General features: G+C 62.4%; 16 protein-coding genes. 11 read left to right on the top strand and 5 right to left on the bottom strand.

From position 1 onward, the window contains the following. Positions 1-51 precede the first annotated feature (51 nt). Genes SA496_RS28065 through SA496_RS28055 form a run of 3 tightly spaced genes read left to right on the top strand, consistent with a single transcriptional unit; the run spans position 52 to position 1,786 of the window. A complete protein-coding gene (locus tag SA496_RS28065) occupies positions 52-450 on the top strand; it encodes a thioesterase family protein (RefSeq protein WP_120653455.1) in 399 nt (132 codons plus the stop codon). A gap of 12 nt (positions 451-462) precedes the next feature. After that, positions 463-1,365 carry an alpha/beta fold hydrolase gene (locus tag SA496_RS28060; protein ID WP_330114797.1) on the top strand — a complete coding sequence of 301 codons (903 nt, stop codon included), beginning with the start codon at positions 463-465 and terminating at the stop codon, positions 1,363-1,365. A gap of 1 nt (position 1,366) precedes the next feature. After that, positions 1,367-1,786, top strand: a complete 420-nt coding sequence (locus SA496_RS28055) for an acyl-CoA thioesterase (protein WP_120653457.1) — start codon at positions 1,367-1,369, stop codon at positions 1,784-1,786. A 101-nt stretch (positions 1,787-1,887) separates the two neighbouring features. Here SA496_RS28055 and SA496_RS28050 read toward each other — a convergent pair whose 3' ends face one another. Next, positions 1,888-2,190, bottom strand: a complete 303-nt coding sequence (locus SA496_RS28050) for a hypothetical protein (protein ID WP_120653458.1) — start codon at positions 2,188-2,190, stop codon at positions 1,888-1,890. Positions 2,191-2,397: 207 nt separating this feature from the next. Here SA496_RS28050 and SA496_RS28045 point away from each other — a divergent pair, with 207 nt between their 5' ends. Continuing rightward, positions 2,398-3,438: a threonine aldolase family protein gene (locus SA496_RS28045; RefSeq protein ID WP_120653459.1), complete on the top strand. Its 1,041-nt coding sequence runs from the start codon at positions 2,398-2,400 to the stop codon at positions 3,436-3,438. Between the two features lie 877 nt (positions 3,439-4,315). After that, complete coding sequence (gene fusA / locus SA496_RS28040) at positions 4,316-6,361, top strand: elongation factor G (protein ID WP_330114796.1); 2,046 nt, start codon at positions 4,316-4,318, stop codon at positions 6,359-6,361. A gap of 119 nt (positions 6,362-6,480) precedes the next feature. Here fusA and gstA read toward each other — a convergent pair whose 3' ends face one another. Further along, positions 6,481-7,086: a glutathione transferase GstA gene (gstA, locus tag SA496_RS28035; RefSeq protein ID WP_120653461.1), complete on the bottom strand. Its 606-nt coding sequence runs from the start codon at positions 7,084-7,086 to the stop codon at positions 6,481-6,483. A gap of 293 nt (positions 7,087-7,379) precedes the next feature. After that, complete coding sequence (gene gbcB / locus SA496_RS28030) at positions 7,380-8,483, bottom strand: glycine-betaine demethylase subunit GbcB (RefSeq protein ID WP_153917539.1); 1,104 nt, start codon at positions 8,481-8,483, stop codon at positions 7,380-7,382. Between the two features lie 364 nt (positions 8,484-8,847). Here gbcB and gbcA point away from each other — a divergent pair, with 364 nt between their 5' ends. The 5 genes from gbcA to SA496_RS28005 all read left to right on the top strand — a co-directional run bounded on the left by gbcA (position 8,848) and on the right by SA496_RS28005 (position 15,507). Further along, on the top strand, positions 8,848-10,137 hold the full coding sequence (gene gbcA / locus SA496_RS28025; protein ID WP_120653463.1) for a glycine-betaine demethylase subunit GbcA: 1,290 nt from the start codon (positions 8,848-8,850) through the stop codon (positions 10,135-10,137). Between the two features lie 491 nt (positions 10,138-10,628). Continuing rightward, positions 10,629-10,949, top strand: a complete 321-nt coding sequence (locus SA496_RS28020) for a hypothetical protein (RefSeq protein ID WP_120653464.1) — start codon at positions 10,629-10,631, stop codon at positions 10,947-10,949. A 492-nt stretch (positions 10,950-11,441) separates the two neighbouring features. Then, positions 11,442-12,011: a fimbrial protein gene (locus tag SA496_RS28015; RefSeq protein ID WP_120653465.1), complete on the top strand. Its 570-nt coding sequence runs from the start codon at positions 11,442-11,444 to the stop codon at positions 12,009-12,011. A gap of 74 nt (positions 12,012-12,085) precedes the next feature. Then, positions 12,086-12,826: a fimbrial biogenesis chaperone gene (locus SA496_RS28010; RefSeq protein ID WP_330114795.1), complete on the top strand. Its 741-nt coding sequence runs from the start codon at positions 12,086-12,088 to the stop codon at positions 12,824-12,826. Positions 12,827-13,056: 230 nt separating this feature from the next. Continuing rightward, entirely contained in the window at positions 13,057-15,507 is a 2,451-nt protein-coding gene (locus SA496_RS28005) for a fimbria/pilus outer membrane usher protein (RefSeq protein WP_330115670.1), read from the top strand. Between the two features lie 11 nt (positions 15,508-15,518). Here SA496_RS28005 and SA496_RS28000 read toward each other — a convergent pair whose 3' ends face one another. After that, positions 15,519-16,154 carry a response regulator transcription factor gene (locus SA496_RS28000; RefSeq protein ID WP_120653468.1) on the bottom strand — a complete coding sequence of 212 codons (636 nt, stop codon included), beginning with the start codon at positions 16,152-16,154 and terminating at the stop codon, positions 15,519-15,521. 163 nt (positions 16,155-16,317) lie between these two features. Between SA496_RS28000 and SA496_RS27995 the strand changes: the two genes are divergently transcribed. Further along, positions 16,318-17,514 (top strand): EAL domain-containing response regulator, encoded by a 1,197-nt coding sequence (locus SA496_RS27995; RefSeq protein ID WP_330114794.1) that lies wholly within the window; start codon positions 16,318-16,320, stop codon positions 17,512-17,514. Here SA496_RS27995 and SA496_RS27990 read toward each other — a convergent pair. Beyond that, the gene (locus tag SA496_RS27990) at positions 17,508-21,161 is read right to left on the bottom strand and encodes an ATP-binding protein (RefSeq protein WP_330114793.1); all 3,654 of its coding nucleotides are present in this window, start codon (positions 21,159-21,161) and stop codon (positions 17,508-17,510) included. The two genes, SA496_RS27995 and SA496_RS27990, sit on opposite strands and share 7 nt — an antisense overlap. Between the last annotated feature and the right edge of the window lie 181 nt (positions 21,162-21,342).

The following is a 21,342-nucleotide window of genomic DNA, read 5'->3' as shown; positions in this document are numbered from 1 at the left end:
CCCGAGACCCAGGCTAACGTTCAAGTCACAAGAACAACGGAGACCCGCCCCATGAATCCCGGCACCCAGGTAGAGGCTGATTTCATCGTCCTGCCCAGCGACACCGCCAAGGCCCTGCCCCTCTCCCCTGACGACGATTTCCCCGAGGTGTTCGCCACCTCACGCATGATCGCCCTGATGGAGCTGGCCGCATCGCGCTGCATGCGTCCCCTGCTGCAGGACGGCCAGCTCTCGGTGGGCGTCGGTGTGGATATCCGCCACCTCGGCGCCACCCCGGTGGGCGTCCGCGTATCGGCCCGCGCCACCTTCCTCGGTCAGGAAGGCAAACTCTACCTGTTCAAGGTCGAAGCCTTTGACGAGGGCGGCCTGATTGGCGAGGGCCAGCACAGCCGCGCCATCGTCGCCACCGACCGGCTGCTTGCCGGGGCCCATGCCCGCAACCAACGCTGAACCGAATTCCCCATGACACGACCCGATGCCCGGCCCCGGCGCTTGCGGCTGCCAGACGGCCGCACCCTGGCCTACCAGCTCTACGGCGCCAGCGAAGGCCGCCCGCTCTACTACTTCCACGGTTTTCCCGGCAGCCGCCTGCAAGCCGCGCTGCACCATGATCAAGCCCTGGCGGCCGACGTCTGCCTGGTAGCGCCGGATCGGCCCGGTTTCGGCTGGTCCGACTACCAGGCTGGTCGCAGCATCCTCGACTGGGCCGACGACGTGGCCTTCATGGCCGATACCCTTAGCCATCGGCGCTTCGGCGTGGTCGGCGTGTCTTGCGGTGGCCCCTATGCGCTGGCCTGTGCCCATCAGATGGGTCAGCGCCTGGACTACGTCGGGCTGCTGGCCGGCATGGGACCAATGGACATCCCCGAACTGCGTACGGCGCAATTGCCGGCTCTCAAGGTGATGTTCGGCCTTGCCCGCCTCCATCCCCACTTGGCCAGCCCGCTGCTGTCACTGGATCGACTGATGTTCCTGCACACCCCGGAGCGCGCACTGAAAGGCCTCGCTGGCCTTCTGGCAGAGCCGGATCGCCAGTTGCTGACAGATGATCCACTGGCTGCGCAAGACTTCGCGACCTTTCTGGCCGAGGCCTATCGCCAAGGCATTCGCGGTGCCTGCCTGGAAGCTGGGCTGATCGCCGCGCCCCGTCCCTACGCGCTGGAAGATATCCAGGCGCCCGTGCACCTCTACCAGAGCGGCCTCGACCGCCACGTACCGGAGGCCATGGGGCGCTATCTCCAGGCGCGCTTGCCCCGCGCGAGCCTGCGCCTTTACCCACAAGAGGGGCATCTTTCCATCGTGATCAACCAGTTCCCCCAGGTGCTGGCGGACTTTGAACATTCCCGGCAGAACGAGGCAGCCTGACATGAGTGATTCCCTGACCTACCGCGGTGCCGTCTATCCCTGGCATTGCGATCACATGGGTCACATGAACGTGATGTGGTACGTCGGCAAGTTCGACGAAGCGACCTGGCAGCTCTTCACGCTGTTGGGCCTGGCCCCTTCGCGCCTGCGCGGGGAGAACGCCGGGATGGCGGCGGTGGAACAGCGGATCGAGTACCGCCGCGAGCTGCATGCCGGGGATGTGGTGTCCATTCACTCGCGGGTGCTGGAAGTGAAGGACAAGTCGATCCGCTTCTGCCACGAGATGCGCAATGACGAGACCGGCGAGATCGCCGCCGTCACGACCCTGGTGGGCGTGCACCTGGACACCTTGGCACGCAAGGCCCGGGCATTTCCGGAAGATGTCCGCACGCGGGCGTTGGCCTGGCAGCCCGTCGACTGACGGCTATCCCCACAAAGCGTGGACGTTCCTGTGGACAAACTGTGGGAGCGGCCACGCAGCCCGCGAAATGCCTGGGCTGCAGCCGATCGAACAGATTGTGTTCAGCCGTTCAGCTGACTCAGGCAGGACTGGGACACCTTGATCAGGCGTTGGTGAGTCTGTTCGGGCAAGGGGGTTTTCTGGGTCTTCAACACTTCGAGTTCGGTGGTGCTGAACTCGCTGCTGACGCGGTCGGCGGCGCAACTGCAATAACGCTGTAGCTTGTCGCCGGGGACATTGGCCTGGGCACTGGTCTTGCACTCCTGAATGAAGTGGTCGCGCTCGCCGCTCGGCCATTCGGCGGCTACGGCCGGCAGGCCGACCAGCACGGGGATGAACAGGGCAATCAGGGTCGGGTAACGCATGTCGGTTCCTCCTTCCTGGGCAGGGCGTCGCCGTGAGGCGGGCTCTTGGTTTCTGAGGGTTGGATGGCCTCGGGAGTTCCCCTTGCCTGACCAGGCGCCAGCCATGGAAAAGGATGTCGCCTCTAACGAATCCCAAGCGTCCAACCTGGCGTAAAGTTAGGCCCCATACGCCTGTGCCTGCAGGCGAACGGACAGAAGGACCAGGACATGACCGACCAGACCCAGCAATTCGCCAGCGACAACTACTCCGGTATCTGCCCGGAAGCGTGGGCCGCGATGGCCGAGGCCAATCGTGGCCATGAACGCGCCTATGGCGATGACCAGTGGACCGCGCGGGCCGCCGACCATTTCCGGGACTTGTTCGAAACCGACTGCGAAGTCTTCTTCGCCTTCAACGGCACCGCGGCCAACTCCCTCGCCCTTGCCTCTCTGTGCCAGAGCTACCACAGCGTGATCTGCTCCGAGACCGCCCACGTCGAGACCGACGAATGCGGCGCGCCGGAATTCTTCTCCAACGGGTCCAAGCTGCTGCTGGCCAAGACCACCGACGGCAAGTTGACCCCCGAGGCAATCCGCGAGATCGCCCTGAAACGCCAGGATATCCACTACCCCAAACCCCGCGTGGTCACCCTCACTCAGGCCACCGAGGTGGGCACCGTCTACCGCCCTGAGGAAGTCCGCGCCATCAGCCAGGTGTGCAAGGAGCTTGGCCTGAACCTGCACATGGACGGAGCGCGCTTCTCCAATGCCTGTGCCTTCCTCGGCTGCTCGCCGGCTGACCTGACCTGGAAGGCCGGGGTGGACGTACTCTGCTTTGGCGGTACCAAGAACGGCATGGCAGTAGGCGAGGCCATCCTCTTCTTCAATCGCGAGCTGGCCGAAGATTTCGACTACCGCTGCAAACAGGCCGGCCAGCTGGCTTCGAAAATGCGCTTCCTCGCCGCTCCCTGGGTTGGCCTGCTGCAGGACGATGCCTGGCTGCACTACGGCAAGCACGCCAACGCCTGCGCCCAGCTGCTGGCCGAACTGGTTGCCGACGTACCGGGCGTGAGCCTGATGTTCCCGGTGGAAGCCAACGGCGTGTTCCTGCAGATGTCCGAGCCGGCGCTGGACTACCTGCGCGCCAAGGGCTGGCGTTTCTATACCTTCATTGGCGCCGGTGGTGCCCGCTTCATGTGCTCCTGGGACACCGAGATGGATCGCGTGCGTGAATTGGCCGCGGATATCCGTGCGGCGATGGGGGCCTGATCCACGCCTCCCGCTTCCTTCCCCTGTGGGGGCGAATTCATTCGCTAAGGGCCGCGCAGTTGCGCCCTTGTCGCTCCGGCGGGCAGGCCTGCGGCCTGCATAGCGATTGAAATCGCCCCCACAAGTTTCTCCCACAGACGTGCGCCCCGCCCTTTTCCCGCCTTACCCCCGTTTTCCGTGGATCACGCTGTGGACAATCTGTAGAGCCAAGGCTGCAGCCCGCGCCAGCCGTGGCATCCCAGTACTTGGATATTTTCTGATCTATTTCAAGAACTTGCGATTTATTCCACACAAAATCTGTGCAGCGAAAGGTACACAAACTGTGGAAAACTTCCTGAAGCCCTAGTCTCGCCTGCGATACACCGAATTGTTCATCTTTTGACCAAGCAACATCAGCGGGCCGATTACCCCCAGATCATGTGGATAAGACTGTGGAAAATCTGTTGATGCCGCTGTATAGCTAAAGCCCCGTCTTTTCTGGCCTTCAGCCTTTTTCACACAAAATAGATCCCGCTCGCCGAAAACTTTCACACAAAAGTCGTGAAGAACCCTGTGGAAAAACTCTTTGCAAGTCACCCAAAGCCAGCATTCGCGGGCTGTACAGCCTGTCGATCAATTACCGATCAGTCGAACTTTTTTGCTTCCGAACGCCCCTGATCGCACCTTGAACGGTGGAAAACCCTGCTCTTACTCACAAAGCCGGTGGAGCCTTCTGTGGACAAGCTGTACAGACACTTGCCGGGACCAGGAATGGCGCGGCCTGCAGTGATTCGTACATTTTTCAAGCAATATCAACAGGTTGCGGAAAGCGCCGGACATCCGGGGCAGGCATGGGGCGCCTGCCTATACTGGAAACACCCAGTGTGCGGAGGTACTCATGGCGAACTACTCGGTGGAATCCATTCGAACGGTCGCCCTGGTCGGCCATGGCGACAGCGGCAAGACCAGCCTGACCGAAGCCCTGCTGCAGAGCAGCGGCGCGATTGCCAGCGCCGGCAGTCTGGAGCGCGGCGACACGGTTTGTGACTTCGATCCACTGGAGCGTGAGTACCGCCACTCCCTCGCCTCGGCCCTGGCGCACTGCAGCCACGCGGGTGCCGAACTCAATCTGATCGACACGCCCGGCTACCCGGACTTCATCGGCCAGTCCATTGCCGCCCTGGCGGCGGTGGAAACCGCACTGGTGGTGGTCAATGCTCAGAGCGGCATCGAGCTGACCACGCGCCGCATGATGGCTATGGCCGCCGAACGCGGGCTGTGCCGGATGCTGGTGGTGAACAAGATCGACGCCGAGCGGGTCGATCTCCCCGCCTTGCTGGCCAACCTGCGGGAAGTCTTCGGTAAGGAGGTGCTGCCGCTGAACCTGCCAGCAGACAATGCGAGCCGCGTGGTGGATTGCTTCTTCGAGCCGGCCGGCGATGCCGACTTTTCCTCGGTGGCCGAAGCGCACCAGGCCCTGGTCGACCAGGTCGTGGAAGTAGACGAGGAACTGATGGCGCGCTACCTGGAGCAGGGCGAGATCGCTCCGGCGGAACTGCACGAACCCTTCGAGCGGGCACTGCGCGAAGGGCACCTGATTCCCCTGTGCTTCACCTCTGCACGCACCGGTGCGGGAGTGGCCGAGTTGTTGGATATCCTTGCGCGCCTGGCTCCCAACCCAACTGAGGGCAACCCCCCGCTCTTTCTCAAGGGCGAGGGAGCGGATGCCATAACCTTCCGTTCCCGGCCTGACCCACAGCAACACGTACTGGCCCACGTCTTCAAGGTGGTGATCGACCCCTTCGTGGGCAAGCTGGGCATTTTCCGTGTACACCAGGGCACCCTGATGCGCGACATGCAGTTGTTCGTCGGCGATGGGCGCAAGCCTTTCAAGCTCGGTCATCTTCTGCGCCTGCAAGGCAAGCGCCATGAGGAAGTGACCCGACTGGTCCCCGGTGATTTCGGTGCCCTGACCAAGGTGGACGAAGTGGAATTCGATTCGGTCCTGCACGACTCCCACGACGAGGACCAGATTCATCTCAAGCCCCTGGATTTCCCAGCGCCCATGCAAGGCCTCGCAATCGAGGCCAAACGCCGCGGCGATGAACAGCGCATCGCCGAGGTGCTAAGCCGGCTGCAGGCAGAGGACCCGTGCGTGAAGCTGGACTACCAGGCTTCCACCCAGGAGACCGTGTTGCGCGGCATGGGCGAGCTGCACTTGCGCTACCTGCTGGATCGCATCACCGGCACCTACAAGCTGGAAGTGGAAACCCGTCCGCCCAAGGTCCCTTATCGCGAAGCCATTACCCGCCCCGCCGAGGGGCACAGCCGACACAAGAAGCAGACCGGCGGCGCCGGCCAGTTCGGCGAGGTGTTCCTGCGCATCGAGCCATTGCCGCGCGGCAGCGGGTTCGCCTTCACCGATGAGGTGAAGGGCGGCGTGATTCCGTCGCAGTTCATACTCTCGGTGGAGAAGGGCGTGCGCTCGGTACTCGCCTGCGGGCCGCTGGCGGGCCTTCCGGTAGAGGACCTCAAGGTCACTGTCTATGACGGCAAGCACCACCCGGTGGACTCGAAGGACATCGCTTTCCAGGCTGCCGGACGCAAGGCCATGCTCGATGCCCTGCGCGCCGCCTCCGAAGTGGTGCTCGAACCAGTGGTGGCGGTAGAAGTAACCGCGCCGGAAGCCAATCTTGGGGATATCACGACGGACCTCATCGGCCGTCGCGGCCAGGTCACCGGTACAGAGTCGCTGTCCCAGGGCCTCGCGCTGGTATTCGGCCAGGTTCCCCTGGCAGAGCTGGACGGCTACGCCGGTCGCCTCAAGGCAATCACTCAGGGCCATGGCGCCTTCAGCATGATCCTCAGCCACTACAGCGCCGCGCCGCAGGACGTGCAGCAGAAACTTGCCGGGAGCTACAAGGCGGTGCAGGAGGAGGATTGAAGCGGGTGCAACTGCGGTGTTGTCTTCTGTAGGAGCGAATTCATTCGCGGAAGCGGACCGAAAGTTCGTCGTGAACCTTTCACGATTGAAATCGCTCCCACAGCCGGTTTGCTACTCACTCAGACCAACCCCTCCGCCTTCAACGCCGCCTGCACGGCCGGGAGTGCTGCTACGCGCCCCTGGAAGGCCTGGAGATCGGGGCAGTCGGAGATATCCATGTTCACGAAACCGGTCCAGTTGGTCACCGTGAAGAGATAAGCATCCGCCGCAGTGAAGGCATCGCCGGTGAGGAACTGGCGACCATGCAGCTGTTGCGAAATCCACAGCAGGCGCCGGTGAGCCATGCCGGCGTAGGTGGCCTTGGCCTTTTCATCCAGTGCCGAGTTGAACAGGGCACCCAGTGTCTTGTGCACTTCGCTGTTGATGAACGCCTGCCACTCCATGACGCGATAGCGCAGCAAGTCGCCATGTTGCGGCATCAGGTCGGTGCGCCCGGCCTCGTCGCACAGGTACTGGCAGATCACCGGCCCTTCGGTCAGCGTCTGGCCGTTGTCCAGCTCCAGCAGTGGCACATAACCCTTGGGATTGCTGCGGTAGTAGTCCCAGTTGTCCGCCGTCTTGTGTGTAGCCAGGTCGACCTTCTCCAGGGTGAAGGGCTTGCCGATATCGCACAGGACGATATGCACAGCGAGGGAACAGGCTCCGGGGGAGTAATAGAGTTTCATGGCATGGGCACCTCAGGCAGGTCGCAAGGGACCGGCGCAGGCAGCGCGCCGGCGGAAAAAGGCCCGGACAAGCATAGCGGGGGTTACCCCCACGAACAGTGGACCAGGCTGTGGACAAGCTGTTCGTGCCTGGCGCTTGCCCGCAAGCTGCGCCTTCTGCCGAAGTTTGGTGGTTTTTTCAGCGAATTCAGCAAGTTGCACACAACAGCAGTGCAACGCTGCGTCCACAAGCTGTGGATAGATGGCGCCAGCCCTCGACCGACGCGGGCTGGCAGGAACTGCTCAGAAAACCATCAGTAGTCGATGGACACATCGCCCTTGGGAACGCTGCAGCAGGAAAGGATGTAACCCTCGGCGACGTCTTCGTCGGTGATGCCACCGTTGTGTTCCATCTCCACCTCGCCAGCAGTCTTCATCACCTTGCAGGTTCCGCAGATGCCCATGCCGCAGGCCTTCGGGATGTGCAGGCCGACCTTGGCGGCAGCCGAATGCACGGTTTCGCCCGGCGCCACGCGGATGCTCTTGCCGGTGCTGGTGAACTCCACCAGGTTCATGTCGCCCGCCGGCACTTCGGCAGCGGCTTCGGCCGCCTCGGCAGCATGTTCATTAACTTCCGCGCGAATTTCTGGCGGCGTCGGGCCGAAGGCTTCTTCGTGATAGCGCTTCATGTCGAAGCCGGCAGCTTCCAGCAGGCGCTTGATCGCCGCCATGTAAGGCGTCGGGCCACAGCAGAAGATCTCGCGCTCCATGAAGTCGCCAGCGATGAGGTCGAGCATCGCGCGGCTCAGGTAGCCGCGATAACCGGACCAGGTTTCGCCGATTTCGTACTTCTCGCAGATCAGGTGCAGCTTGAAGTTCTCGATGCGCGAAGCCATGTGGCGCAGTTCGCGGTGATAGATGATGTCCTTCGGCGTCCGCGCGCTATGGACGAAGATCATGTCCACCGCGCCATTGGTGTCGAAGAACCAGCGCGCCATGGACATCACCGGGGTGATGCCGACACCACCGGAGAGGAACAGCACCTTTTCCGCCGGGAAGTCGATGGCATTGAACAGGCCGACCGGGCCGTGCACTGGAATCACGTCGCCTTCTTTAAGGTTGTCGTGCAGCCAGTTGGAGACCTTGCCGCCGGGCACGCGCTTGATGGTCAGGGAGAAGCTGTAGGGCACCGACGGCGAGCTGGAGATGGTGTAGGAGCGCATGATCGGCTGGCCGTCGATCTCCAGCTCCAGGGTCACGAATTGCCCCGGCTTGAAGAAGAACACCATCGGTTGGTCGGCCATGAAGCAGAAGGTGCGTACATCCCAGGTTTCCTGGATCGCCTTGACGCAGCGAACCATGTGCCGGCCGTTGGTCCAGGTCTGGGTCGTGATCGGATTAAGGAAGTTGTTGGTCATGGACGCTGCTCCGCGCGTGGCCGGATATCGGCCTAATGTGGCGGATTGTGAATAACGCAAAAACGGCCCATTTACCTGTCCGCGACATTCACATGCTCATCGCGACCTGCCAGCAACCACCGGGGCTTGCGCGTCGGAAACGGATGTTCCCATGTCGCCCGTAGACAAGGTCGTACCTCCCAGCGCCAGCACACTCATTCCCAGCCGAACCATAAGGCTTCCGAGCGAACCACCCTCGCACCCGCAGCAGGGCAGCCAATCGGCAGGCGAGAAACGAGGGCAGGTCACGCCGCCTTGCGTGACAACCGAACCAGCCACTTATTTGCGGCGGTCGCCGGCGCGACCTGCCATTGAGGAGTTACCGATGGACGTCACTTCCACCCTGAGCCTGGGCGATCCGCTTGAACCCGCACGCAAGGCCACGGCCGAAATGCTCCGCGAACGCGATCACAGCTTCTCCCTGCCGCAGCCGTTCTACAACGATGAACGCCTGTTCCAGATCGACATGCAGGAGATCTTCCACAAGGAGTGGCTGATCGCCGGCATGACCTGCGAAATCCCCGCCAAGGGCAACTACCTGACCCTGCAGATCGGCGACAACCCGATCATCGTCATTCGTGGCGCCGAGGGCCAGGTTCATGCCTTCCACAACGTCTGCCGCCACCGTGGCTCGCGCCTTTGCGTCAGTGAAAAGGGCAAGGTCGCCAAGCTGGTCTGCCCCTACCACCAGTGGACCTACGAGATTGACGGTCGCCTGCTGTTCGCCGGCACCGAGATGGGCGCCGACTTCGACATGAAGGAATACGGCCTGAAACCGGTGAACGTGAAGACCGCCGGCGGCTATATCTTCATCTCCCTGGCCGAGAACCCGCCGGCCATCGACGATTTCCTCGCCACCCTGGCTCACTACATGGAGCCGTACGACATGGAGAACACCAAGGTGGCCGTGCAGACCACCTTGAAGGAAGCGGCCAACTGGAAGCTGGTGCTCGAGAACAACCGCGAGTGCTACCACTGCAACGGTTCGCACCCGGAGCTGTTGAAGACCCTGCTGGAATGGGACGACGTCACCGACCCGCGCGCCAGCCAGGCCTTCAAGGACCAGGTCGCCGCCTGCACCAAGGCCTGGGACGAGGAGAAGATCCCCTACGCCCACGCCAGCTTCGGCCTGCGCAACCGTATCGTGCGCATGCCCCTGCTCGACGGCACCGTTTCCATGACCATGGACGGCAAACAGGGCAGCAAGAAACTCATGGGCCGCATCAAGAACCCGGACCTGGGCTCCATGCGCATCCTCCACCTGCCGCATTCCTGGAACCACTGCATGGGCGATCACATGATCGTGTTCACCGTGTGGCCCATCAGTGCCCAGGAAACCGTTGTCACCACCAAATGGCTGGTACACAAGGACGCGGTAGAAGGTGTGGACTACGACGTGCAGCGCCTGCGTGAAGTCTGGGATGCCACCAACGACCAGGACCGCCGCCTGGCCGAAGAGAACCAGCGCGGCATCAACTCCACGGCCTACCAGCCCGGCCCGTACTCCAAGACCTACGAGTTCGGCGTGATCAACTTCCTCGACTGGTACAGCGAACGCATGCTCAACAACCTGGGCGATACCCCGGCCACCAAGCTGCGCCAGGTCAACGAGTAATTCATCCAGAGAGCTCCGCGAGGCGACCTCGGTCGTCCTCCTGGAGCCGGAGGAACAGCCATGTCCGTATGCCTGGGCTTCGCTATTCTCCTGACGTTTTACGGACTGGCCTCGAGCCTGCTCAAGGCCTGGTCCGAACGATCACACTGAGGTCCCCAAGGACCACCCTCGCCCTCGTCGGGATGTCGGCCCTGACGGGGGCTTTTTTTGCCGGCCATTCCTGATCGCTGCGAGCCAGCGCCCTTCCTGACACACCGTCAACCAAGAAAAACCTTCAATGATCTCCAGATACTCAGAGAGATTGGTTGTGTGAAATTTCCCATTCCAGACGAATTGAGGATAAACACACACTCCTTATAGGAAATCTCCGAAGGATGCGAAGCGACTTCAGACGGACCGCGAATTCCTACAGAAAAATCGGAAACCTCAAGATCTAGTACGTCAGAGCCGTCTGATCTTTACTGACCCTACGTCAGACAGAGGGTAATGCCATGAAGAAAATCCTTATCTCCGTAGCGCTGCTGCTGACCGTAATTTCAGCGGTTTCTCACGCAAGCGACGGTAAGACGACTCATGGAGTCATTCACTTCGTAGGAAGCATTGAGAGGGGGCCATGTGAGTATTCCACAGCCACCTGGCACCGGCATGCGGGTCGCGCCAACGGCATCAGCCCAAACGGCGCCGGAGCAGTCCCCGCCGCGAGCGGGCTGTGCGCAGGAGTGGCTGACACGTCCTCCATCAGCACCTTTGAAGTCGCCAGCACCTCCAGCTCGACGATCCGCGGCAAGGTGGTGGTAGTCACGTTCAACTGAATGCACCAGGCCCCCACCGGACCTTGTCAGGCCCCGGTGGAGGCAGCGCCCCACCGCACGTTCTATCGCAGAACAGAGGGTGTTTAATCACGAAATGTCGGGTCTTCCATCAGGTGATCCGAGATACGGATCGACTACGCCCTCGCGCAGAATCCATTCCAACCCGGGCAGGCACACAAGCTCCTGAACGTCGGGCTGCACCCGGGTCTGAAACCGACGCCTCGCCTGACTTCCTTTCTTTGCACGCTTCGCCACAAAGCACCAAGAGACTCGCGAAAGCCATGCAACAGGGCCGCTGACAAGTTTCACGACGTTTTCCAGCCCCGCCGAAAGTGGCCTTGAGAAATCGGCGAGAAACGAGCTACCGACGTCGTCGTAAATTCCTTACAGAGCCAAGAACCCCATCCGACATACCCAAAACTCAACAGGGATTATCGTGGCCCGGCATTTCGATGCAGCACTTTTCGTGATCAATTTATCTTGGAGTAAAGAATGAAAAAGCTCTCCCTCGCGTTCCTCGCCACGTCCGTCATCGCCGCCAGCGGCTCCGCCTTCGCCGCCACCGATGCTGGTCATGGCCAGATCAACTTCACCGGCATGATCAACAACGACGCCTGCTCGGTCGAAGGCGCCGCCGGCAAGGACAAATCCGTTTCCGTACCTATGGGCACCGTCTCCATCAAGGACATGGGCAGCGACACCGCACCAACCGGTGGCCGCCTGGCAGCCGCTGACTTCAACCTGAAGATCAACTGCAACGAAGGCACCAAGGTTGCCATGCTGTTCGACGCCAAGTCCGGCTCCGGCGTCGTTGCCGGTAAAAAGGTCCTGGCCCTGAACCCCGGCACCGAGTCCGCCAAGAACGTCGGCATCGCCATCATGGACAGCAATGGCCAGATCGTCGACCTGAGCGCCCCGGCTACCGCCAAGATCGAGAGCGAGCTGAACGGTGCCGACGCCACCCTCACCTTCTCGGCCGCCTACGTCACCACCGCTGACCCGAAGTCCGCCACTGCGGGTAAAGGTGACGCGACCCTGCCGTTCACCCTGCAGTACGAATAAGCCGGTACTGCGTCCCTGAAGATGGGCGAGGCCACCCGGCCTCGCCACCTCCCTGGTACCTGGTGGTAAAACCTATGCTCCGTCGTACGATCTCTGCCTGCCTGGGCGCACTGAGCCTGGTGCTGGCGTCCCAAACTTTCGCGGGAATATCCCTCAGCTCCACCCGCATCATTCTCAACAGCGCCGACAAAGAGGCCAGCGTCACCGTCCGAAATGGCGGCCAAGATGTCCTGGTCCAGTCATGGATCGATAGCGCAAATGACACGGACGCCCCCCCACCTTTTGCCGTGACCCCACCCCTGGCACGCGTCCCGGCGAACGAGCAGCAGTTACTTCGCGTCCTGTTCGAGGGTAGCGGCATGCCCGGCGACAGGGAGTCGGTGGTGTGGCTGAACGTCCAGGAAATCCCCCAGGCCACGGCTGCCGAGAACACGCTGCAACTGGCGGTACGCCAGCGGATCAAGGTGTTCTTCCGCCCGGCGGGCCTGAACGGTGAAGCCAGCAAGGCCCCCGAGCAACTGCAGTGGCAGTTGGTGTCCAAGGCCGGCAAGACAGAGCTCAAAGTGCGCAACCCCGGCAACTATCACGTGTCCATGAGCGACGTGAAGCTGGGAAGCGAAGTGGCCGTCGAATCCGTGATGGTCGCACCTGGCGACGAGAAGACGTTCGGCATCCCGCGTCCGATCTCCGCGGGCTCCGTCGAGCTGTCGTTCTCCAGCATCAATGACTACGGCGCACAGGTGCCTTACTCCGCACGGCTCTCGACCGGCAGCTCCGCGGGCACCTCGGCAAAACGCTCCGACCGGGCGTCGTAACGGCCCCTTCCCTAATCCTCTGGTTCACCTCTGGCGGGCGTCACAGGCTCCTGCCTGGCACCGCTCATTCACCGGGGGTGAACCAGGCTTTTCGCAGGCATTGAGAAATGAGCAATTGGCCCAGTCACCCATCGGAGCAGAACGCGAAGTTGGCGGCAGCCAACCGGCAGCCCCCGCCGATGATACGCCCCAGCAGACTCGCGCTAGCCATTGCCCTGGCTCTTCCCTCGATGGTATTCGGCGCCGAGCATCCCGAACCGCTGCCGGTGGAAGATCCACAGATCGAATCGTTCAACACCACCTTTCTGAAAGGCGCGCCTTCCGCAGTCGATCTGCAGAACCTTCTGCAGGCTAACAGCGTCCTGCCCGGCAACTATCGGGTTGACCTTTACACCAATGGAATACTGGTCGGCCGCCGGGACATCGACTTCCTGCGCAACCCGCAAACCAGTGTCGTCGAGCCCTGCCTGAACTTCGACCTGCTGCAGTTGTTGGGCATCGACATGGCCAAGCTGATAGAGCAAGGCAGGCTCAGCCCCGAGGCGGACGATACCTGTCTTGATCTGGCGACGCTGATCGACCAGGCCGTACTGCGTTTCGACTCGACCCGCCTGCGCCTGAACGCCAGCATCCCCCAGGTCGCCATGCTTCGGGGCCGTCGTGGCTACGTTGATCCGGCGCTCTGGGACAACGGCGTCAACGCGGCTTTCGTCAACTACCAGTTCAATGCCAACCGGAGCCGGGATGACTACGGCCGGCAGACTGCCAACAACATGGGCCTGCGAAGTGGCATCAACCTCGGTTCCTGGCGCCTGCGCAACGAATCCAACTATCGGACCGGTACTGGCCGGCCGAGTACCTTCAAGAGCAACCGCACCTATCTGCAGCACGATGTCACCCGCCTCAAGGGGCAGTTCACCCTGGGCGAGATCTACTCCGATGCCGACCTGTTCGACAGCGTGCGCTATCGCGGCATCAAGCTGGCGTCCGACGAAGCCATGCGCGCAGACAGCGAGCGCGGATACGCGCCGGTCATTCGCGGCGTGGCGGAAACCAACGCAACGGTGGAAATCCGCCAGAACGATTACATCCTCTACTCCACGACCGTTTCACCGGGTCCGTTCGAGATCAGCGACATCTACCCCACCGGCTCCAATGGCGACCTGGAAGTCACCATCATCGAGGCTGATGGCCGCCGCCGAGTGAGCCGGCAGGCCTTCTCCAGCCTGCCGACCATGGTCCGCGAAGGTCAATTGAAGTACAGCGTTTCAGCCGGTGAGTTCAACAGCAACAGTGATGACCAGCAGACGCCTGGGTTTGTCAGCGGTACTGCAGCCTATGGCGTGAGCAGCAACCTCACCAGCATTGTCGGCGCCCAGGCGACCCAGGATTTCAACGCCGTTTCGGTCGGTGCCGGCCGCAACACGTCGCTTGGCGCTGTGTCAGTCGACCTGACCCACTCAGCCAGCAAGGTGCGCGGACTTTCCGCGCGTGGTAACAGCTTGCGGGCGCTGTACGCCAAAACCTTCACCGGAACCGATACCAGCTTCACCCTGGCGGCCTACCGCTATTCCACCGAGGGCTACCGGACGCTCTCCGATCATGTCCAGGAGCTCAGCAGCGGCATGCCGGCTACCAGTGGCCGCTCGAAAATCCGTACCGACCTGACCGTCAACCAGACCCTGGGCCAGCGCCAGTATGGCAACCTCTACATCAACGCCAGCGACGAGCGCTACTGGAATCGTGGAGGATCGCGCAGCTATTCCGCCGGCTACTCCAATGGCTGGCGCGACGTCAGCTACAGCTTCAGCGTGAGCCAGACGCGAAACATCGGCTCCTCCGGCCAGTCGAACGACGACACCCAGTTCAACCTGTCCGTCTCCTTCCCGCTGGGGTCGAGACCACGCGCGCCACGTGCCTATGTCTCGACCACCAGCCAGAAGCACAGCGACAGCACCCAGGTAGGGGTTAACGGCTACCTGTCCGATGACAACGATACTTCCTACTCGGTGCAGGGCAGCAAGAACAGCGGCAGTGGCAGCTCAGCATCGGCCAGCCTGAACAGCCGCACGTCGATGGCGGACATAACCCTGGGTTACAGCAAAGGCAGCGGCTATACGGCAGAGAGCCTCACCCTGGCCGGCTCCGTTGTCGCCCATGCCGGCGGGATCAACCTGGGCCAGCCAGTGGGCGAGACGTTCGCCCTGGTGGAAGTCCCCGATATCCCAGGCGTTGGCCTCAGCAACTACAGCGGTGTGAAAACCGGTTACAACGGCTATGCGGTAATGCCCAACGCCCAACCCTACCGGGTCAACTGGATCACTCTGGACACTCGCAACCTTGGCGGCGGTATCGAAATCGAAAACGCCACGCAGCAGGTGGTACCACGCCGCGGAGCTATAGTCCGGGCCCGGTACGAAGGGAAAAAGGGTCGCCGCGTCCAGTTCCAGCTGTTCGACAGCCTGGGCGAGCCTATTCCGTTCGGCGCCTCGCTGGAGGATGCCAGTGGCAAGCAGCTCGCCATCTCGGACCCGAGCGGACGGGCTCTGGCTATGGTCGAAGAAGAGCAGGCCACGCTGACCATCAAGTGGAGCGGCAAGCAGTGCTCCGCCCCCTACGCGCTACCGCCGCAGGACAAATCCAGCAACTACCAGCGCTATCGGCTCAACTGCCAGGGCTGACGGACGAAAAGTCAGCCTTCGGGTCGTTCTGCAAGGTCATTGCGACGGGCGAATTCGATCAGCTCCAGCAAAGACCCGAGGTTGAGCTTCTGCTGAATGCGAGTCTTGTAGGTGCTGATGGTCTTGTTGCTAAGCAGCATGCGCTCGCCAATTTCCTTGTTCGACAGGCCGGTCGCCAGGTACTGCAAAACCATCAGTTCCTGGTTGGACAACCGCTCCACCAGCTCACTTTCGCTCAGCACGGGTGTCTGGCTGCCATTCAGCGAAGTGGACGGAAAGACCGTGAATCCAGCGTTGATGGCGTTGATGGCCGTCAGCAGGTTCTGCAAGTCCTCTTCCTTGCTGACAAAGCCCTTTGCCCCTGCCTGGAAGCAGCGCTGGGCGAAGCCCTCCGCCGATTGCGAGGTCAGCACCAGCACATGACTGTCCAGTCCCAGCGCCTGGATTCGCGAGATGACATTCAGGCCATCGAGACGTGGAATGCCGATATCCAGAATGACGATATCCGGCTCATGCTGGCGGATCAGCTGCAAGGCATCGACGCCATTGTCAGCCTCACCGACGACTTCCATCCCATTGCGCTCCAGCAACATGCGGACGGCCATGCGAATCACTGGATGATCGTCGACGATCAGGGCACTTCTCATTGCAACCTCGAAAAAGGGGCCAGACATCCATGACGCTGCACCCAAATTTGGCCGAAGCCGACCACCGATGAAATTTCCTACAGCCGCCTAGGAAGCATCGCCTAGCTGGAGGCGTGCATCGCTATGTAACTTGGCCGTTATCCCAAATTATGTCGAGCCCGCCATGAAGAACCTGAGCATTCTGGTCCTGGAAGACGAACCGTTCCAGCGCCTGATCGCTGTGACCGCCCTTCGGCAGCTGGGGCTCGTGAATATCCACGAAGCGGAGGACGGTGCCAGCGCCTTGTCCCTGCTCAAATCCTGCGGCGGGGTCGACATCGCGTTCTGCGACCTGCGCATGGCCGGCATGGATGGAGCAGCCTTCCTCCGCCATGCCAGCCAGGCCGGCGTCATCCGTTCGGTGATCCTCAGCAGCGAAGTGGAACCCGAGCTGCGTCAAGCGACAATAGCCATGATCCGCTGCCTTGGATTGGACTTCCTCGGTGACCTCGGCAAGCCCTTCGACATGCAGCGCGCAGCCGGCCTGCTGGAACGCCACGCCGCACTTCCGGCAAGGATAGAAGCCTTCACCACGACGAGCGCGCCACCCACTCTGGAGGAGATCCTCGAGGGCCTGGCGCAAGGTGAATTCGAGCCGTTCTTCCAGCCGAAGGTGTGCATGGAAAGCGGTGAACTGCACGGCGCAGAAGTTCTCGCGCGCTGGCGCCACCCACAGCGGGGCCTGTTGTCGCCGGGCCATTTCCTGCCCGTCATGGAACGCCATGGCCTGATCGATCGCCTGTTCTGGCAGCTCGTCGAACAAGGCCTCGAACTGCAACAGGAACTCGCCCGCAGCGGCCGTCAGGTGAACCTCGCCTTCAATATCCATCCCCGGCAACTGGGCAACCTCGACATCGCCGAGCGCGTTGGCCTGGCCTTGGAATCGGCTGGGCTGCCAGGCTCCGGACTGACCTTCGAGCTCACGGAAAACGGCCTGGTAGAAGCGCCAGCAGCCAGCCTGGAAAGCCTCGTTCGCCTGCGCCTGATGGGTTGTGGACTGGCCATGGATGACTTCGGTGCCGGCTACTCATCACTGGATCGCCTGTGTGAACTGCCCTTCAGCCAGGTCAAGCTGGATGCCGCCTTCGTCCGCAAGCTGAACAACCAGCCACGCAGCCGGGCGATCATCAGCAGCGCCGTCGCCATGGCCGATGCCATGGACCTGACCCTGGTGGTGGAAGGTGTGGAAACCAACGAGCAGCGTGACCGTCTGCTGTCACTCGGTTGCAAGGTGGCGCAGGGGTTTCTCTTCGCGCGGCCACTGGATCGCAGTAGCTTCCGTAACCTGCTGGCCAATCATCCGCAGCCCGGAATTCACTGATCCCCCTGGGCCATCTCTGCCAACAACGCGCTTTCCAGCTCCAGCATCGCCCCGCGCAGTCTGTCCGCACCCGCGCGCAGGTCGGAGGGTTGTGGCGCTGGTAGCTTGCACGCCTGTTCGAGACTGTTGCAGGCGGCGATCAGCGTCTCCGCCCGGATCACGCGTGCGGCACCCTTGAGTCGGTGGGCGAGTTCCGCCAGTGCCGGCGCATCGCTCTTCCCGGCCAACTCGACCAAGGGCGCCAGATCCCGGCGATTGGTCTCCAGCAACTCGTTCACCAGATTGCGGATCAGCACGCTATCACCGCCGGTTAGCGGTGCCAGTGGCGACAGGTCGAACAGCGCGGGACCCGTCGATGCTGGCGTCGAGTTCGTATCGGCCACGGGCACGCCTCCAGACGCCCCCCAAAGCTTTTCTTCCAGCAGGTCGAGGCCGATTGGTTTGATCAGGCAGTCGTCCATGCCAGCCTGCAGTCCCCGCTCGACTTCTTCCGGCTGGGCATCGGCCGTAAGCCCGAGAATAAGCGTCGGCGGACGCAGCCCCTGGCGCTCTTCGGCGCGAACAGCGCGGGCAAGGTCGGCGCCACTCATCCGAGGCATGTGGCAATCGGTGGCAATCACATCGAACGGATACGCCCGCCAGGCAGCGAGGGCCTCCACGCCATTCTCGACCGCAACCACTTCGTGTCCCAGGTAACCCAGTTGCTGGGCGAGGATCTGCCGATTCACCGGGTGATCATCGACCACCAGCACGCGCAACCTGCGGCGTTGCAGTACGCCATCGGACGAGGGCAGCGCCGGCTCGTCGACAGACTCGAGACGATGCAGGCGCAGCTCCACGTCGATCCGCGTGCCCTGGCCGGGCGTGCTGGTCAGGCTCAGCCGGCCACCCATCATTTCGCAGAGCGACCGGCTGATGACCAGCCCCAGGCCTGCGCCTTCTGTCTGGTGATTGCCACGCTCCACCTGGGCGAAGGGGCGGAACAGCCGCCCTTGCTCCTCCTGCGAGATACCGATGCCGGTGTCTTCGACAGCCAGATGGACACGCAGCAGTTCGCCTTCCAGTTCCTCACCGTGGATGTGCACACGAACATTGCCTTCGCGGGTGAATTTGATGGCGTTGCTGATCAGGTTGGAGAGGATCTGCTTGAAGCGCAGGGCGTCCACCAGCACGTCGCCCTGGATACTGGAATCGATATCCAGCAACAGGCTCAAGCGTTTCTGCCGCGCCAGCCCGTCGAACACCCTTGCCACCGACTCCACCAGCTCGCGCAGGCTGGCCCGTTGTGGCGCCAGGCTGAGCCGGCCCGACTCGATACGGGCGATATCGAGGATGTCGCCGAGCAGCGCCAGCAAGCTTCGCGCCGAGCCGTAGGCGACTTCGATGCTGGAGCGGTCGATGGGCTGATCGGCAGCGCGCTTCAATGCCAGCTCGAGGATTCCGATCACGGCGTTCATCGGCGTACGGATCTCGTGGCTCATGGTCGCGAGGAACGTAGTCTTGGCCCGGCTGGCTTCATCGGCCAGGTTCTTGGCCGACTCCAGCTCCTGCACCAGATGACGATGCTCCGTGATGTCGAGCCACCCGCAGATCACGCCCTTCACCTTGCCGGTGGAGTCCTGGAAGGGCTGGATCCAGTGATCGATCCACAGGCTCTTGCCGCCGAGTCGAACGTGGTGGACGCCCTTGATCATCCGCCCTTCCGCCATGGCCTGGAGGTACAGGCGGTGGAATTCCGGTGCTGCCTCGAAAACATCCGCGGGCAGCTCCATCGCGGTGAGGCCACGCCCCTGTTCCGGAGCCAGTCCGAGGCTGGTCGAATAGCTGCGGTTGCACGATAGCAGCCGCCCCTCGGTATCCCGCACATAGAGCGGTGGCGGCATGCTGTCGGTCAGGGTTTCGATGAAGCGCAGCTCGTCGCTGAGCTGGCGCTCGGCCGTCTGTCGGCGACGCACCTCGCGCCGCAGGTGCAGGACCCAGGCCAGAACGAGCAGCAACAACAGGGCCGAACCGATGAGGATGCGCTGAATCAGCGTGCTGTAGTCGCGCCAGGTCTGCGGGCTCATGCCCTGGCTTCCGCGCCAGCGATTGGAGGCTGCGTTCAGCTCGTCCGGCGAAATGCTGGCCAGGGCTTTCTCGATGATCGAGTACAACTCGGTATCGGCGCGGCGCACGGCGAAATTGGCAAGCGCCGGTTCGATGGGTACCAGGGTCGCGATCTTCAAACTGTTCTCGAACAGGGGCACGGTGTAGTACTGCGCCACCGGCATTGCCACCAACGCATAGTCAGCCTCGCCGGACCGGACCATGTTCATGGCATCCAGAGAGGAAACGGCGTCGACCAGTTGCATCTCCGGGTAGACCCGGTGGACCTCTTCCCGGGCCACGTTACCCCGGCTGACGGCCAGGCGCTGACCGCTCCTCCCGATCGGCTCGGCCTGCCCGCCTGCGTCCATGCGCGCCACCAGCACAAAGGGGCTGCTGGCGATAGGCCGGGTGAAGCGCAGCTGGCCTTCGCGCTCCTTGCTGGGGGTCAGGATGGCCAGGTCCGCATCGCCGCTTTGCAGGTTTTCGAGTTGGCGTGCCGGCCCCCCGGCATGACTGACTGCCTCGAAGCGCAGCCCGGTGCGTACCGAGACCATTTCCAACAGGTCCGCCACAACGCCACGCAACTGCCCGCTCTCGTCGAAGTACGCCAGCGGTGCCTTGTCGTCGTCTATCACCAGCCGCACGACTGGATGGGATTGCGTCCAGCGTGCTTCCTCGGGGGTTAGCGGCTGCAGGTCGCGCACTGGAATCACACCAATGCCCATCCAGCGCCGGGATATCTCGTCGAGCCGCGCCCGGCCAACCGCCCGCAGTGTGGCATCGAGGCTACGCAACAGGCGCTGGTCCTGCTCCCGAACGATGAATGCGATACCGACATCCGGCTGGTCGACAAAGCGGTCGAACCTGGCCATGCCGTAGAAGTTGCGGTTGAGCTGGTAATAGACCGGAAGCAGGTCGCCAAGCAGCAAGTCAGCCTCGCCGAACGCCACCGCCGCCAGACCATCCTCCACCGATCGGGCAACAACCTGCCGCGCGCCGGGATAACGCTGGCCGAGGGCCTGGTCGTGCCCAGGCACCAGGGCTACGGTGATGCCGGCAAGGTCCTGCGGGAAGTCGCGCTTATCGTCATAGCGGCGAAACAGCGCCAGGCGATCGGTCGCAATGGGCAGACTGCGAACGACCGGCAGGCCGGCACCGTCCTGCCCGTCGCCAACCAGCAGGTCAATCTCGCCGGCGACCAGGGCCTGCAGCAGGGCCGGCCGGTCAGCATAACGACGCAGCCGGACCTGCATGCCGAGCAATTGCTGGACCAGTGCCATAGCGTCGGCCGCGATGCCCTCGTAGCCACCAGCACGTCCGATGATTTCCATGGGCGCGAACTCGCCACCCGCAACCCCCAGCACCAGCTCGCGCTTTTGCCGTAGCCAGTGCCAGTCTTCCTCGCTGATCAGCAGTTCCTGCTGGTCGACCACCAGTTGGCTGGAAAGGACTAGTGGGCGGGCATCCTCCCAAGCGTAGGCAGCTGTCCCGGCCAGAAATAGCCAGCAGAGGAACAGGACAGGCAGCAGCCGTGCTCTGGAAATGAAATTACAGGTCACCTGGCCAGTCCGCCTCGAAGAATTGAATGAACAGAACATTAGTTGAGATAGGGCACTTTAATCGGGCTGGGGAACACTCCAGGAAGCTTGCCTACAGGCGCTGTAGGAAACTTCCTAAACGTCAAATCAAAAGGCAAACCGCCAATATACTTCCGGCCCTGAACATTCACCCGCTACTTGA

This window comes from Pseudomonas sp. JS3066 (assembly GCF_036328175.1).
Lineage (GTDB): Bacteria > Pseudomonadota > Gammaproteobacteria > Pseudomonadales > Pseudomonadaceae > Metapseudomonas.
Note: the sequence above shows the minus strand (reverse complement) of the source record. Positions and strands in the feature narration are given on the sequence as shown.

What these genes read in the sequence shown, in the direction of transcription:
- gbcA (WP_120653463.1), top strand. Translation starts at nt 8,848, where the DNA reads ATGGACGTCACTTCCACCCTGAGCCTGGGCGATCCGCTTGAACCCGCA.
- SA496_RS28000 (WP_120653468.1), bottom strand. Translation starts at nt 16,154, where the DNA reads ATGAGAAGTGCCCTGATCGTCGACGATCATCCAGTGATTCGCATGGCC.
- SA496_RS28005 (WP_330115670.1), top strand. Translation starts at nt 13,057, where the DNA reads ATGGTATTCGGCGCCGAGCATCCCGAACCGCTGCCGGTGGAAGATCCA.
- SA496_RS27995 (WP_330114794.1), top strand. Translation starts at nt 16,318, where the DNA reads ATGAAGAACCTGAGCATTCTGGTCCTGGAAGACGAACCGTTCCAGCGC.
- gbcB (WP_153917539.1), bottom strand. Translation starts at nt 8,483, where the DNA reads ATGACCAACAACTTCCTTAATCCGATCACGACCCAGACCTGGACCAAC.
- SA496_RS28045 (WP_120653459.1), top strand. Translation starts at nt 2,398, where the DNA reads ATGACCGACCAGACCCAGCAATTCGCCAGCGACAACTACTCCGGTATC.
- gstA (WP_120653461.1), bottom strand. Translation starts at nt 7,086, where the DNA reads ATGAAACTCTATTACTCCCCCGGAGCCTGTTCCCTCGCTGTGCATATC.
- SA496_RS28010 (WP_330114795.1), top strand. Translation starts at nt 12,086, where the DNA reads ATGCTCCGTCGTACGATCTCTGCCTGCCTGGGCGCACTGAGCCTGGTG.
- SA496_RS28050 (WP_120653458.1), bottom strand. Translation starts at nt 2,190, where the DNA reads ATGCGTTACCCGACCCTGATTGCCCTGTTCATCCCCGTGCTGGTCGGC.
- SA496_RS28065 (WP_120653455.1), top strand. Translation starts at nt 52, where the DNA reads ATGAATCCCGGCACCCAGGTAGAGGCTGATTTCATCGTCCTGCCCAGC.
- SA496_RS28060 (WP_330114797.1), top strand. Translation starts at nt 463, where the DNA reads ATGACACGACCCGATGCCCGGCCCCGGCGCTTGCGGCTGCCAGACGGC.
- SA496_RS28015 (WP_120653465.1), top strand. Translation starts at nt 11,442, where the DNA reads ATGAAAAAGCTCTCCCTCGCGTTCCTCGCCACGTCCGTCATCGCCGCC.
- fusA (WP_330114796.1), top strand. Translation starts at nt 4,316, where the DNA reads ATGGCGAACTACTCGGTGGAATCCATTCGAACGGTCGCCCTGGTCGGC.
- SA496_RS28020 (WP_120653464.1), top strand. Translation starts at nt 10,629, where the DNA reads ATGAAGAAAATCCTTATCTCCGTAGCGCTGCTGCTGACCGTAATTTCA.
- SA496_RS28055 (WP_120653457.1), top strand. Translation starts at nt 1,367, where the DNA reads ATGAGTGATTCCCTGACCTACCGCGGTGCCGTCTATCCCTGGCATTGC.